Annotated in this window: 15 protein-coding genes and 1 pseudogene; 5 read left to right on the top strand and 11 right to left on the bottom strand. The window is 71.5% G+C overall.

Annotation, left to right across the window (positions count from 1 at the left end; all coding sequences use genetic code 11):
* Window positions 1-823: hypothetical protein (locus GXW76_RS22305; RefSeq protein WP_211864313.1), on the top strand; the 823-nt coding region annotated here is incomplete at its 5' end.
* Window positions 824-881: 58 nt separating this feature from the next.
* Here the strand turns inward: GXW76_RS22305 and GXW76_RS22300 are convergent.
* The 3 genes from GXW76_RS22300 to GXW76_RS22290 are packed head-to-tail and all read right to left on the bottom strand — an operon-like array spanning window position 882 to window position 4,430.
* A complete protein-coding gene (locus GXW76_RS22300) occupies window positions 882-1,790 on the bottom strand; it encodes an ABC transporter permease (protein ID WP_211864312.1) in 909 nt (302 codons plus the stop codon).
* 16 nt (window positions 1,791-1,806) lie between these two features.
* Window positions 1,807-2,760, bottom strand: coding sequence for an ABC transporter permease (locus GXW76_RS22295; protein WP_211864311.1), 954 nt, complete (start codon window positions 2,758-2,760; stop codon window positions 1,807-1,809).
* A gap of 50 nt (window positions 2,761-2,810) precedes the next feature.
* Window positions 2,811-4,430 (bottom strand): ABC transporter substrate-binding protein, encoded by a 1,620-nt coding sequence (locus GXW76_RS22290; protein ID WP_211864310.1) that lies wholly within the window; start codon window positions 4,428-4,430, stop codon window positions 2,811-2,813.
* 237 nt (window positions 4,431-4,667) lie between these two features.
* Between GXW76_RS22290 and GXW76_RS22285 the strand changes: the two genes are divergently transcribed.
* Window positions 4,668-5,417, top strand: a complete 750-nt coding sequence (locus tag GXW76_RS22285) for an aspartate/glutamate racemase family protein (RefSeq protein ID WP_211864309.1) — start codon at window positions 4,668-4,670, stop codon at window positions 5,415-5,417.
* A 94-nt stretch (window positions 5,418-5,511) separates the two neighbouring features.
* The gene (locus GXW76_RS22280) at window positions 5,512-6,087 is read left to right on the top strand and encodes a nucleotide exchange factor GrpE (RefSeq protein WP_211864308.1); all 576 of its coding nucleotides are present in this window, start codon (window positions 5,512-5,514) and stop codon (window positions 6,085-6,087) included.
* 24 nt (window positions 6,088-6,111) lie between these two features.
* On the opposite strand, the gene GXW76_RS22275 is transcribed toward GXW76_RS22280, so the two are convergent.
* From GXW76_RS22275 to GXW76_RS22265, 3 genes are all read right to left on the bottom strand, one after another.
* A complete protein-coding gene (locus GXW76_RS22275) occupies window positions 6,112-6,678 on the bottom strand; it encodes a hypothetical protein (protein WP_211864307.1) in 567 nt (188 codons plus the stop codon).
* Between the two features lie 96 nt (window positions 6,679-6,774).
* The gene (locus GXW76_RS22270; RefSeq protein ID WP_211864306.1) at window positions 6,775-7,557 is read right to left on the bottom strand and encodes a potassium channel family protein; all 783 of its coding nucleotides are present in this window, start codon (window positions 7,555-7,557) and stop codon (window positions 6,775-6,777) included.
* A complete protein-coding gene (locus GXW76_RS22265) occupies window positions 7,558-8,457 on the bottom strand; it encodes an NAD(P)-dependent oxidoreductase (protein ID WP_211864305.1) in 900 nt (299 codons plus the stop codon). It lies immediately after the preceding gene.
* 121 nt (window positions 8,458-8,578) lie between these two features.
* On the opposite strand from GXW76_RS22265, the gene GXW76_RS22260 reads away from it, so the two are divergent.
* Window positions 8,579-9,088 (top strand): DUF992 domain-containing protein, encoded by a 510-nt coding sequence (locus tag GXW76_RS22260; RefSeq protein WP_211864304.1) that lies wholly within the window; start codon window positions 8,579-8,581, stop codon window positions 9,086-9,088.
* Between the two features lie 65 nt (window positions 9,089-9,153).
* On the opposite strand, the gene GXW76_RS22255 is transcribed toward GXW76_RS22260, so the two are convergent.
* From GXW76_RS22255 to GXW76_RS22235, 5 genes are all read right to left on the bottom strand, one after another.
* Window positions 9,154-10,032 carry a 3-hydroxybutyryl-CoA dehydrogenase gene (locus GXW76_RS22255; RefSeq protein WP_211864303.1) on the bottom strand — a complete coding sequence of 293 codons (879 nt, stop codon included), beginning with the start codon at window positions 10,030-10,032 and terminating at the stop codon, window positions 9,154-9,156.
* 155 nt (window positions 10,033-10,187) lie between these two features.
* On the bottom strand, window positions 10,188-11,120 hold the full coding sequence (locus GXW76_RS22250) for an electron transfer flavoprotein subunit alpha/FixB family protein (RefSeq protein ID WP_211864302.1): 933 nt from the start codon (window positions 11,118-11,120) through the stop codon (window positions 10,188-10,190).
* Between the two features lie 2 nt (window positions 11,121-11,122).
* Window positions 11,123-11,872: an electron transfer flavoprotein subunit beta/FixA family protein gene (locus GXW76_RS22245; protein ID WP_211864301.1), complete on the bottom strand. Its 750-nt coding sequence runs from the start codon at window positions 11,870-11,872 to the stop codon at window positions 11,123-11,125.
* Window positions 11,873-11,966: 94 nt separating this feature from the next.
* Window positions 11,967-12,161, bottom strand: coding sequence for a twin transmembrane helix small protein (locus tag GXW76_RS22240; RefSeq protein ID WP_211864300.1), 195 nt, complete (start codon window positions 12,159-12,161; stop codon window positions 11,967-11,969).
* 20 nt (window positions 12,162-12,181) lie between these two features.
* Entirely contained in the window at window positions 12,182-13,390 is a 1,209-nt protein-coding gene (locus tag GXW76_RS22235; protein ID WP_211864299.1) for an MFS transporter, read from the bottom strand.
* A gap of 91 nt (window positions 13,391-13,481) precedes the next feature.
* Between GXW76_RS22235 and GXW76_RS22230 the strand changes: the two are divergent.
* Window positions 13,482-13,690 (top strand): annotated as a pseudogene (locus tag GXW76_RS22230) (hypothetical protein); the annotation flags it as partial.

Below are 13,690 nucleotides of genomic sequence, written 5' to 3'. Positions count from 1 at the left end.
CGCACCGGTGGCGGACCCGCCGGCGGCGCGCCCGCCCCTGCCCGCGTTCCCCGGGCCGCAGCGCACTGCCCTCGCTGCCCCCTTCAGCATCGCCGAGGCGCAGCGCGGCTGGCCGGCGCCCGCACGCATCGAACCGGGGACCGACCGCACCGCCTGGCAGGCCGCGATCAACTGGGAGGATTTCGCCAGCCGCGCCGGAAGCCGCGGCACCTTCGGCGTCGCCGGCGGCATTGCCTCTGTCGGGATGCAGGCCGGGGCGAGCGGCGGGCCCTATGGTGCGCTGTTCGCCCTGCCCTTCTTCGCGGGCGCCCTCGGCGTCGCCGCGCTGGGCGGCGTGGTCGCCGGCGCAGAGGCGATCCATCGCGGCCAGGTGCAGCGCGACTGGCGCCCGTGCCTCGAAGGCCTCGCCGCCCAGGCGGCCCCCGAGGCGCTGGAACGGCATCTCGCCGGGACCGTCACGCCGCCGCCGCCGCCCGCCCCGTCCGGCCGCCGCGGCGCCGCGCCGCCCGTCGCGATGTGGCAGGTGCGGCTGACGCGCGTGGTGCTGCGCCAGTGCCGCGAAGCCGGCCACTACGGCGTGGAGGTCGGCACGCTGTGGTCCGCACCGGGGCGGGAAGCGCGCTTCGTCCGGCCGGTGGCCCAGGCGACGCCATCCCCGTCCCTGACCTGGTCCCAGCCCGCGCCGTGGGAAGGCGCGGCCGGCGGCGAGGCGGATTGCCGCCCGCTCGCCGACTATTGCCGGCCGGAGAATGCGTCGCTGGTGGCGCAGGAGGTCATGGCGGCGACGACGGCGGCGCGGGACCTGCTGCTGCAGTCACGGTAGCGCAGGGCGGCGAGGGTGATGCCCTCGCGCGCCCAGTCGCCGATCCGCCCGCGGCGGATCAGCCCTTCACATCCATCGCCTGCCTGAGCCCGTCGCTCAGCAGGTTGAAGCAGATGGACGTCACGAAGATGCAAGCCCCCGGCAGCACCGCCACCCAGGGCTGCACGTAGATCGCCGTGCGCAGAGTGTTCAGCATCAGGCCCCATTCCGGCTCGGGCGGCTTGGTGCCGAGGCCGAGGAAGGACAGGCCCGAGGCCAGGATCATGCACACGCTGATCAGCGAGGTCGCATAGACGAAGATCGGCCCCAGCACGTTGCCCAGCACATGCACCCGCACGATGGTGAAGGCCGAGGCGCCCGACGCCCGCGCCGCATCCACGAAGTCGAGGTTGCGCACGCCCGTCGTCACGCTTTCCGCCACGCGGATGATCGGCGGGATGAAGACCAGCGTCAGCGCCAGGATCGCGTTGACGATGCCCGCGCCCAGCGCGCCCGAGATCGCGACGGCCAGCAGCACCGACGGGAAGGCGTAGAAGACGTCCGTCGTACGCATGATGGCCATGTTCACCTTGCCGCCGGCGAAGCCCGCCAGGACGCCCAGCACGGTGCCGATGACGAAGGCCAGCGCCACCGGCGTGATGCCGATGAACCAGGACAGCCGCCCGCCGTAGAGCAGGCGCGTGAGGATGTCGCGGCCGAGCTCGTCCGTGCCGAGCGGATAGTTGGGCGTGCCGATCGGACGCAGGCGGCGGATCATCGAGCCCTGGTACGGATCGTGCGGCGCCAGCAGCGGCGCGAAGACGATCGCGAGGAACATCAGCAGCAGGACAAGCGCGCAGGCGATCGTCAGCGGGTCCCGCCGGAGCCGCTTCCACACGCCGGCCCAGTAGCCCTGGCTCTTCACGACAGCCTGCTTCGCCTGGACCGCGAGTTCCGCCTCGGCGGCGGTCGGGGTGGTGGTGCTCATTCCCTCTCTCCCCCGTTCAGGCCCGCTTGATCCGCGGATCGAGCGCCGTCTGCACCAGGTCCACGACCAGGTTCAGCGCGACGAAGAACATCGCCAGGACCAGGATGGTGCCCTGCAGCACCGGCAGGTCGCGCTGGAAGATCGCGTTGTTCAGCAACAGCCCGGTGCCGGGCCAGGAGAACACGGTCTCGACCAGGATCGACCCGCCCATCAGGTAGCCGAGCTGCAGGCCCATCACCGCCAGCGCGTTCGGCGCCGCGTTCTTCACCACATGCAGGAAGATGCCCGTGCGCGTCAGCCCCTTGCCGCGCAGGGCGGTGACGAATTCCTGGCTCATGATCTCGGCGATGATGCCGCGCACCGTGCGCGTGACGATGCCCATCGGGATCACCGCCAGCGTCACCGCGGGCAGGACCAGGTGCTGGATGTGTTCCCAGTTCCACGCCCAGTCGGAGGACCCGCCCGGCCCCGCCCCCATGGCCGGCAGCCAGTTGAGCTGCACCGAGAACAGCACCACCAGCACCATGCCGAGCCAGTAGTGCGGCACCGACACGCCGGCCACCGCGATGCCCACCGCCGCGCGGTCGATGAACGACCCGCGGAAGGTGCCCGCCAGCCCGCCCAGCAGGCAGCCGAGCGTGAAGCCGAGCAGGGAAGCAACGATCGCCAGCATCAGCGTATTGGCGATCGCGCCCGAGAGGTCCGACCACACGCTCCGCCCCGAAGCCAGCGACCGCCCGAGATCCCCCTGCACCACCTTCATCAGCCAGAGGCCGAACTGAATCGGCAATGGCTTGTCGAGGCCATATTCGCGGCGGACCTGTTCCACCACGTCGCCCGGCGCATCGGGGGGCACGATCGCGTTGATCGGGTCGCCCGGCGCGATCTGCACCAGCATGAAGCAGACGAAGCCGACCGCGAGGGCGATCGGGATGGCGTAGAGCACGCGGCGGATCAGGTAGAAAAGCATCTCGTCTCCTCAGGCGCCGGGCGGGTTCGTGCCCGCCCGGTGCTGTGACCTCATTGGAGGTAAGGCAAGCGCAGGTCAACGAACCAGGATTGCGGCTGGACATAGCCGCGGATGCGCGGGGACATGGCGCGCGGCGCCACGTCATGCGCGATCCAGATGAACAGGGCCTCGTCCACGCCGGCGGCGTGCAGGCGGGCCAGGGCGGCATCGCGCTCCGCCGGGTCGAAGCTGTTGCGGGCGGTGCGGATCATCTCGTCGAAGCGCGGGTCGTTGAAGTGGCCCCAGTTGTTGGAAACCGGCGGCGCCATCTTCGAATCCCAGAATCGCACCATGGCGAAGAACGGGTCCATCGCGGCGAAGGACACGTTGATCGCATGCGCCCCGCGTGCCGAGGCGTGCTGGCAGCCATTGCGCCAGTTGCTGAAGAGGGTGTTCCACTCGATCACGTCGAACTCGACGTTGACCCCGACCTCCTTGAGTTCCTGCTGTACGAACTCGTTCATCGGCAGCGGCTGCATCTGGCCGGAGCCGGAGGCCGAGATCTGCACGCGCAGGTTCAGCGGGCGGCTGGGGCCGTAGCCGGCCTCGGCCAGCAGGCGGCGTGCCTCGGCCTTGTCGTGGCGGATGTTGAACGATGGGTTGCCCCACCAGGGATGGCCGTTCGGCACCGTGCCGACGGGCGCGGCCATCAGCCCGCCGAGCAGCGTGCGCAGCCCCTCCCGGTCGATGGCGAGGTTCAGCGCCCGCCGCACGCGCACGTCGCGCAACGGGGAAGTCTCCGTGAAGCAGGGCTGCCACGGCCAGACATGCGGCTGCGCGTTGGATGTGATGACCATGCCGCGCTGGCGCAGTTGCGGGATGGCGTCCGGGGCCGGCGCCTCGATCCAGTCCACCTGGTTCGAGAGCAGCGCGGCAGTACGGGCATTCGCCTCGGGGATCGGCAGCAGGACGATGCGCTCGGCGCGCGCCTTGTCGCCCCAGTAGCCGTCGAAGCGGGCGTATTCGACGCGCTCGCGCGGGACGAACCGGGTCAGGCGGAAGGGGCCGGTGCCCGAGGGCTCGCGCGCGAAGGCGTTCCAGGCCGCCTCGGCGTTCGGGTTGGCGTCACGGAAGCGCTGCCACTGCGCCGGCGAGGCCATGAAGAGGTTGGTCAGGTTGATCGGCAGCAGGCTGTCCGGCTCGCTGGTGATCAGCGCGACCGTGTCGTCGTCGATCTTCTCGGCGCGGCGCAGCGTCGGCATGCGCGAGGCGGTCACGCCGACCTGGCGCGGGTCGAAGTGCGGCGCCTCGCGGTCCAGCACCTTGCGCACGTTCCACACCACGGCATCGGCATTGAAGGGGGAGCCGTCATGGAAGCGCACGCCGCGCCGCAGGGTGAAGATCCAGCGCGTGCGGTCGTTGGGGTCCGAACGCCATTCGGTGGCCAGGCCCGGAATGACCACGGATGGCCGCTCGGCGGAGGACAGGTCCCACATCGTCAGGCTGTCGAAGAGCGGGATGCCGGTGAAGCGGTTGCCCTCGAAGCCCTGGTCCGGCTGGCCGTTGGTCAGCGGGATGTCCGCCGCGGTCATGCCGATGCGGATGGTGCCCTGCGCCTGTGCGGCAGGCGCGATCGCCAGGGCCGGCAGCGCGGCCAGGCAGGCGGTGAGAAGCAAGCGTCGCAGACGCATCGGCCATGTCCTCCAGTGACGTTGTCCCCAGGACCGGCGCGGCCTTCTCATTGCCCGCGGCGTGGATCGCAGCCGCGGGGTTACCACCCCGGCGTTCATGGTCGCAGCAAGGGTCATGCCATGGCCGACCCGTCGATATCCTGCACCGACGGGGCCACCGCTGCCTAGAACCGAGGCAGGCTGCACGATGGCATGGCCGCACTTGCGCCGCCCGTCCGGCCGTGCCGATCCTCAGCGATGCGCCTGCTGCTGCTGAACGGCAACACCGACCCCGCGATCACCGACCTGCTCGCCGCGCGCGCGGCGGAAGCGCTTCCGCGCCTCGGCCTGCCGCCAGCCGAGATCGTCCCGGCCACCGCGCCGTTCGGCGCGCGCTACATCGCCACGCGGGCAGCGGTGGCGATCGCCGGCCATGCGGTGCTCGCCGCGCTGGCCGAGCATGTCGGCCGCGACAACCCGCGCGGCTTCGGCGCCGCGGTCATCGGCTGCTTCGGCGAGCCGGGCATCGAGGCGGCGCGGGAAGTGCTTCCCATCCCGGTCTTCGGCATGGCGGAGGCGTCGCTCGCCGCGGGGCTCGCCTTGGCTCCGCGGATCGCGCTGCTGACCGGCGGCGCCCTCTGGATCCCGATGCTCCAGGAATTCGCCCTGCTGCGTGGCCATGGCCCCGACCGGGTGCTGGTGCGCGGGGTGGCACCCACCGGGGACATGATCGCCCGCGACCCGGACGGCGCCGTGGCCCTGCTGGTCGGGGCGGCCATGGAGGCCGCGCGGGACGGCGCTGGCGCCGTGGTCCTCGGCGGGGCGGGCCTGGCGGGACTCGCCCCCCGGGTCGCGCCGCATGTCCCGGTGCCGGTGCTGGACAGCCTGGATTGCGCCCTGGCGGCCGCGCTCGGCCCGCCATCCGCCGCCCCGCCGCGCGTCGGCCAGGCCCCGCAGGCGGGGCTACTGCCGGCGCTCGGCCGGCTGCTGGCGGATGCCCATGCATGAGCTACGCCTTGTCCCCGCCCCCCGAGGCGCCTAGGTGAAGGCCAACCCCGATGGCCGCCCGGCCGCCCCACGCGATACGAGACGCGATCCCGAGATGAGCGAGAACCAGGACACCCCGACCGATACGCGCGCCCAGGAGGCCACCGCCACTGCGGCGGCGGCCCCCGAGGCCCCGGCCGAGCCGACGCCGGAGGAACGCATCGCCGCCCTCGAGGCCGAGGCCGCGGCGCTGAAGGACAAGTGGCTGCGCGCCGAGGCGGAGATGCAGAACCTCCGGGCCCGCACCCAGCGGGAGGTGCAGGAGGCACGCGCCTTCGCCACCCAGAAGTTTGCCCGCGAGGTGGTCGAGGCGGCGGAGAACCTCCGCCGCGGCCTCGATGTCCTGCCGCCGAAGGCGGAGGGCGAGGCCGAGGCCATCACCAAGATGCGCGAGGGCTTCGAGGGGGTGGAACGTTCCTTCCTCGGCATCCTCGAGCGCAACGGCGTGCGCAAGGACGACCCGACCGGCAAGGCCTTCGACCCGGAGATGCACCAGGCCATGGCCGAGCAGCCGGCACCGGAGGGGGTCGCCCCCGGCACCGTCACCGCCTGCTGGACCCCGGCCTGGACCCTGAACGGCCGGCTGATCAAGCCGGCGATGGTGGTGGTTGCGGGCAATGCCGGCGGCTGACGCCGGCCGCGGCGGGCCTTCCGCTCAGAAGGCCCGCCCGGCCACCGACTGCCCGATCAGCGGCGCCACTGCCGTGGCGAGGTGCCCGAACAGCGCCTCGTCATCCGTGCCGTGGCGCGTGCAGGTGAGCATGGCGCTCCAGACGATCCGGTTGGTGGCGCGCTCCCGCAGTTCCACCACGCCGCTGACGCGCAGCGCCGGGACGCGCCGCCCGCCCATGCGCGGCACGTCATGCGCCCAGGAGAGGTCGTCGCTCTCGCGGAAGGAGCGGTCCTGCAGCGTGTCGGAGAAGCCGCCGAAATTGTCGCCCTCGGCGGCGACGCCGCCGTGCCAGGACAGGACATAGGGCGCATCGGCCGCCACCCGGCGCCCGGTGCCCTGCAGCGCGGCGAGCACGGCCCCGCGCAGGCGCCTCTCATTCTCGGTCTGCGCGCGGTCGGGCACGGTGATGGCGGCGTTGCGCGGCACCGGCGCGTAGGCATTGGCGGACACGCTGCCGGGGCAGACGCTCTGGGCCAGCGCCGGGCCCGCGAGCGCCAGGGCGCCGAATGCGACGGCCGCGGCGATGGAAGAACGAAGGGCGGCGCGCATGGACTCTCCTCGCGGTGGGCGTTGGGGCAAGCCTAGATCAGTTCGGGAGCGCCTGTAATCCGGCGGGCGGGCGGCGTGCCTGACGCGCGGGGCGCATCAGTCGATCCCCTCGTCCGGGATGTTCAGCAGCGCGCCGCAGGCCTTGCAGTGCACCGCGTCCGGCTCGTGCCGCTGCAGCCCGCAGGAGTGGCAGGTGAAGCGCACCTTTGATGGCCGGAACAGCGCCTGGGCCAGCCGCAGGAAGAGCGTGACTCCGGCGATCATGATGACGACGGAAATCAGCCGCCCCGTGGTCCCCGGCAGGGTGATGTCCCCGAAACCGGTCGTCGTCAGCGCCGTGACGGTGAAGTAGAGCGCATCGGCATAGTGCGCGATGTGCGGGTTGGCCCCGTGCTGCGTCTCGTACACGACCGCGGTCATGATGAAGATGAAGACGCCGAGATGCGCCGCGGCGAGGAAGGCTTCCTCGTGGCGGCGGAAGCGGGGGAAGTCCTCCCGCAGCATCGCCAGCATCCGGTAGGAGTGGATCAGCCGCAGCGTGCGCATGATGCGCAGGAAGCCCGCCGCCTCCCCCGTCACGGGTGCGAGGAAGGAGGCGATGGCGAGGAGGTCCGCGAGCGATGTGACGCGCAGCGCCTCCCGCAGCGGGCGCCGGCTGCCCGCGAGGCGGGTGACGAACTCCAACGCCAGCACCAGCCCGACGACCACGTCGATCACCCCGATCGTCGCGCTGCGCGGGATGAAGGACGTGCCGATGACGAAGAGGATGGTGATGACGTCGAAGGTCAGCACGGCGTAACGGAAGCGGCGGCTATCCGGCGCCGTGCCGTAATAGAGGTGGTGCAGCCGCGCCCGGAGCGGGGTGGTCGGCAGCAGCATTCAGTCCCGCAGTCCGGAAAGCTCGGCCACCAGCGCGCCGAGCGAGGCGCAGTCGTCCCCGCCGCGGCCCGAGTTCACCACCGCCTCCATCATCTGCGCGGCGAGCGCGGTCGCCGGGGCGAAGACGCCGTTCTCCCGCACCGCGCCGAGGGCCAGGCGCATGTCCTTGCGCATCAGCTCCGCGCGGAAGCCCGGCTTGAAGCTGCGGTCGAGCATGCGCTTCGCATGGTTCTCCAGCACGAATGACCGCGCCGAACCGCCGAGCAGTGCCTGGCGCATCAGCATGGGATCCAGCCCGGCCTTGCGGCCCATGGCCAGCGCCTCCGCCACCGCCTGCATGGCGCTGGTGATGATGAGCTGGTTGGCCGACTTGCAGATCTGCCCCGAGCCCGCGGGGCCGAGCAACGTGATCGTCTTTCCGACCGCGTCGAAGACCTGGCGCGCGGCCGAGAAGCCGGCACCGTCGCCGCCCACCATGCAGGTGAGGGTGCCATCGATCGCACCCTGCGGCCCACCCGACACCGGGCTGTCGAGGAGGATGACGCCGCGTTCTGCCATCCGCCGCGCGAAATCCGCGGCGGCACCGGCGGCGATGGTCGAGAAGTCGATCACCACCGTGCCAGGGGCCGCGCCATGGATCACGCCTTCCTCCCCGAACAGCACCTGTTCGACATCGGGCGTGTCGGGCACGCAGAGGCAGACGCAGGCCGCCCCATCCGCCGCGTCCTGCGCCGTCGGCGCCCATTCCGCCCCGGCAGCGATCAGGGCTTCCGCCTTGGCCTTGCTGCGGGAGGCGACGGTCAGCGCGAAGCCCGCCTTCATGACGTTCGCGGCCATCGCGGCGCCCATCACGCCCATGCCGATGAAGGCGACGCGTGCCGGCGGTGTCATCAATTCCATGATCGGCTTCCTTCCCACGACGCACCGGTCCAAGGCGAAACCATGCCGCGCCGCCGGCGTTGAGCCAAGGCGGGAACGTGGCGACAGCCGCACCCCGGATCATTCAGGAAGGATCATCGCCATGCGTCACATCCGTTCCGGAATCGCGGCCGCGCTCGGCATCGGGCTCCTGGCTGCGGCACCGGCCTTCGCGCAGTCCTCGGCCGCCACGCCCAGCCCACAGCAGACCGGGCATGTGCGCGCCGGCACGCTGCGCTGCGACGTCGCGCCGGGCACGAGCTTCGTCTTCGGTTCCACCCGCGACACCACCTGCGTCTTCACGCCGACGAGCGGCCGGGCCGAGCGCTACACGGGCGAGATCAAGCGCTATGGCGTGGATGTCGGCTTCACCAGCTCGGCCGTGATGCTGTGGGGCGTCGTCGCCTCCTCGGGCGACGTGGCCCCGGGCGCCCTGGCCGGCACCTATGCCGGCGTGTCCGCCGGTGCGACGGCCGGCGTCGGCGTCGGCGCGAATGTCCTCGTCGGCGGGGGCAACCGCAACATCACGCTCCAGCCGCTGAGCGTGGAGGGCAATACCGGGCTGAACATCGCGCTCGGCGTCGGGGAACTGACCCTGGCGGCGGCACGATGACCGGGCCGGGGGGGCACCGCCCCTCCCGGATGGTCACATGGGCGAAGGGGCCTGGCCCCTTCGTCTCACCGCGTCGGCGTCGGCGGCGTCGTCGAGTAGTCGTAGAAGCCGCGGCCGGACTTCCGGCCGAGCCAGCCGGCCTCGACATACTTCGCGAGCAGCGGCGAGGGCCGGTACTTCGGATCCCCCAGCCCTTCGTGCAGCACCTTCATCACGCTCAGCAGCGTGTCGAGCCCCACGAAGTCGGCCAGTTCCAGCGGCCCCATCGGGTGGTTGGCGCCGAGCTTCATGCCATCGTCGATCGCGCGCACGTCGCCGACGCCTTCCATCAGCGCCTGGATGGCCTCGTTCAGCATCGGGCAGAGCACGCGGTTGACCACGAAGCCCGGCCAGTCTCCGGCGGGGACCGGCGTCTTGCCCATGCGCTTCGCCAGCGCCTCGACTGCCGCGCAGGTCGCGTCGTCGGTGGCGAGGCCGCGGATGATCTCCACCAGCTTCATCATCGGCACGGGGTTGAAGAAGTGCATGCCGATGAAGCGGCCCGGCCGGTCGGTGGCGGCCGCGAGGCGCGTGATGGGGATGGAGGAGGTGTTCGACGCGAGGATCGCATCCGCCTTCAGCTTCGGCGTCAGCGCGGCATAGATCTTGCGCTTGAGGTCCTCGTTCTCGGTCGCCGCCTCGATGACGATGTCGCAATCGGCGAAGGCGTCGTTGGTCGTGGTCGTCGTGATGCGGGCCAGCGCGGCGGCCTTGTCGTCGGGCGTGATGATGGCCTTCTTCACCTGCCGGTCCATGTTGCCGGACAGGGTGGCGAGCGCCTTGTCGAGCGCGGCCTGCTGCACGTCCATCAGCACCACGGGAAGGCCCGAAAGTGCGGCGACATGCGCGATGCCGTTGCCCATGAGCCCGGCGCCGATGACGCCAACCTTCGCGATCTCAGCCATTCGATCCTCCAGAAACGGAAAACGGGGGGAGAAGAGAACTTCTCCCCCCGAGCCCCCCTCAACCTTCTTTGGAACCTGGGAACTGACGGCGGCGGTCGGCGCCAAGACGACAAAGAAGGGAGGGGGTTCGGGGGAGGTTCACCCTCCCCCGACCTTCACTTCGACAGTTCGGCCTCGAGTTCCGGCACCGCCTTGAACAGGTCCGCCACCAGGCCGTAGTCGGCGACCTGGAAGATCGGCGCCTCCTCGTCCTTGTTGATGGCGACGATGACCTTGCTGTCCTTCATGCCGGCCAGGTGCTGGATCGCGCCCGAGATGCCGACGGCGATGTAGAGTTCCGGCGCCACGATCTTGCCGGTCTGGCCGACCTGCATGTCGTTCGGCGCGTAGCCTGCATCGACCGCGGCGCGGGAAGCGCCGACCGCGGCGCCGAGGATGTCCGCCACCTTTTCCAGGATGGCGAAGTTCTCGGCCGAGGCCATGGCGCGACCACCGGAGATGACGACCCGGGCGGCGGTCAGTTCCGGCCGCTCGGACTTCACGATCTCGGCGCCCAGGAAGGTGGACAGGCCGGGGTCGGCGGCGGCCGGGGCGGCTTCCACCGGGGCGTTGCCGCCCTCGGCCGGCACCGGGTCGAAGGAGGTGGCGCGCACCGTCATCACCTTCTTCGCGTCGGCCGACTTCACGGTGGCCAGCGCGTTGCCCGCGTAGATCGGGCGGACGAAGGTGTCGGCGTCCACCACGCCGCAGACATCGGACAGCACCTGCACGTCGAGCAGCGCGGCCACGCGCGGCATCACGTTCTTGCCAGCGGCCGAGGCCGGGGCGAGCAGGTGGGAGTAGGAACCGGCGAGCGAAACCAGCAGCGCCGCCACCGGCTCCGCGAGGCCATGCGCCACGGCGCCGCCCTCGGCGGTCAGGACCTTGGCCACGCCGGGCAGCTTCGCCGCCGCGGCGCCGGCCGCGGCCGCGCCTTCACCCACGGCGATCACATGCACGTCACCGAGCTTCTGCGCCGCGGCGACCGTGCTCCGCGTCGGCTGCGTCAGCGCGCCGTCCTTGTGGTCGGCGAGAACGAGGACGGTCATGGTCAGATCACCTTCGCTTCGTTGCGCAGCTTCTCGACGAGCTCCTGCACGGAGCCCACCTTCTTGCCGGCCTGCCGCTTCGCGGGCTCCTCGACCTTCAGCACGGTCAGGCGCGGCGTCACGTCCACGCCGAGGTCGGCCGGCTTCACCGTCTCGATCGGCTTCTTGCGCGCCTTCATGATGTTCGGCAGCGAGGCGTAGCGCGGCTCGTTCAACCGCAGGTCGGTGGTCACGATCGCCGGCAGCTTGAGCGAGACGGTCTCGAGGCCGCCGTCGATCTCGCGGGTGACCTTGAGCGCCTCGCCGTCCTTCTCGACCTTGGAGGCGAAGGTGCCCTGGCCCCAGCCGAGCAGCGCCGCCAGCATCTGGCCGGTGGCGCTCATGTCGTCGTCGATCGCCTGCTTGCCGAGGATGACCAGCGCCGGGCCTTCCTTCTCGACGATCGCCTTGAGGATCTTGGCGACCGCGAGGGGTTCCAGCACCCCGTCATGCTCGACGAGGATGCCGCGGTCCGCGCCCATGGCGAGCGCGGTGCGGATCTGCTCCTGCGCCGCGCTCGGCCCGGCGGAGATCGCGACGATCTCGGTCGCGACGCCTTTTTCCTTCAGGCGCACCGCTTCCTCGACCGCGATCTCGTCGAACGGGTTCATGGACATCTTGACGTTCGCCGTCTCGACGCCCGTGCCGTCCGCCTTCACGCGGACCTTCACGTTGTAATCGACCACCCGCTTGACGGGGACGAGGACCTTCATCGTTCGACCGTGTGCCTTCTGGATTGGGGCGCGCCCCGGGGTCGCGCGCGCCGCAAATTACGAGGGGCCCCGGGTCAGGGCAAGTTTCCGTGCCCTACTGCTTCAGCAGCAGCAACAGGATTGCGAAGAGCGCAAGGGCGATAAACTGCAGCCCGATGCGCCAGCGCATCAGCAGGTTGGAGCGCCGCGAATCGCCGCTCCCGCCCGCCATCCCGAGGATGCCGGCCAGCAGCACGCCGAGGGTCGCGAGCATGGCGAGGCCGACCAGGATCGTCAGGACCGTAATCATCGGCGCCTCCTAGACCCGATTCAGGCCCGGGCGCCAGCCCTGGCGCCGCGCACCAGGGCTGCACCGAGCAGGGCGGTGGCGGCGCAGAAGCCGAAACCCAGGGCATAGCCGCCCGAGGCCTGGACCATGGCCGAGAAAAGCGGCGGCCCCGCCAGCATGCAGGCCCCGAAGACGAAACCGGTCGCCGCGGTGGCGGCGCCGACCCTGCCCGTGGGCGCGAGCCGCGCCGTCTCGGCCAGGAAGACGCCGTTCCAGCCGATCGCCGTCGCCCCCATGCCCATCCCCGCCAGGGTGACGACGATGCCCGGCCAGGACGGCCCTGCCAGCAGGAGCACGGCGCCGGAGGCCGCCGCCGCCAGCCCGAGCCCGACCAGCACGGGCCGCGCCCCCGTCCGGTCCGCCACCAGGCCCCAGAGCACGCGCCCCGCCACCCCCGCCGCCTGTGCCAGGGCCAGGCGGAAGCCCGCCTCGGTCAGCGGGACGCCGAGCGCCTCGACCTGGAAGACCACGAAGAAGGAGGAAAAGCAGAACTGGGATATGCCGTAGAGCGCCGACATGAAGGTCATCCGCCGCAGCACCGGCACGTCCCGCAGGATGGCGAGGCTGCCCAGCGCCGCCCGCCAGGCCGCCCCCGGGCTGCCGAGCCGGGCGGTCCTGTCGCGCTCGGCGTCCAGCTGCGCGCGCAACGGCTGCAGCACCAGCGCCATGGCCACCAGCACCGCCGCCACCGCGAGCACCCCGGCCCGCCAGCCCCCGACGGCGGCGATCAACGGCGTCAGCGCCGCAACCAGCATCGCCCCGGCCGGCACGCCGCACTGCTTCAGGCTGAAGATCAGCGCGCGACGGTTCGGGGGCGCGCGACTGGCCAGCAGATGGCTGCCCGCCGGCGTGACCGGCCCGTGCCCGACGCCGCCGAGCAGCGCCGAAAGCGCCAGCGCGACCGGATGGCCGATCGTCGCCAGGGCCACCGCCGCGCCGCAGACCGTCAGCCCGGCCTGGAGCACCCGGATCCCGCCATAGCGGTGGATGAAGGCGCCGGTCAGCGGCCCCGAAACCAATGCGCCGGCATAGACGAGCGCCGTATGGACGCCGGCCAGTGCCGCAGGAATGCCCGTTTCGGCCGCTATCGCCGGCGCCAGCACCGGGACGGCCAGGAAAATGCCCATCCCGGCGAGATGCGCGCCGAGCAGCGCCATCATCACGGTCCAGACGGAAGGGGATGTTTTCATGTTGCGGTGCAATGCTGGACCGGCCGGGCGGCATCGGCAACCCGCGGCGGCCCCGCTTGACCGGACCCCGCTAGATGGGGTCCCTGCCGCCATGATCGGGTTTCGACGCGTCCTGCTCACGATCCTGTGCCTTCTCCTGCTCGCCGCGGGTGGGCACATCGCTGCCCAGACCGTGCCCGTGGAGGCGCCGGAGCCCCTGGCTCCGCCGCCCGGCGAGACCCTCGCACCACCACCGGCCGCGACTCCGCAGCCGGCGCCCGCCCCGCGGCAGCCGGCGAGCCCCCCCGCGCGCCAGGCGAC

It is taken from the genome of Neoroseomonas soli, from assembly GCF_018129065.1.
Taxonomy (GTDB): Bacteria; Pseudomonadota; Alphaproteobacteria; order Acetobacterales; family Acetobacteraceae; genus Neoroseomonas; species Neoroseomonas soli.
Note: the sequence above shows the minus strand (reverse complement) of the source record. Positions and strands in the feature narration are given on the sequence as shown.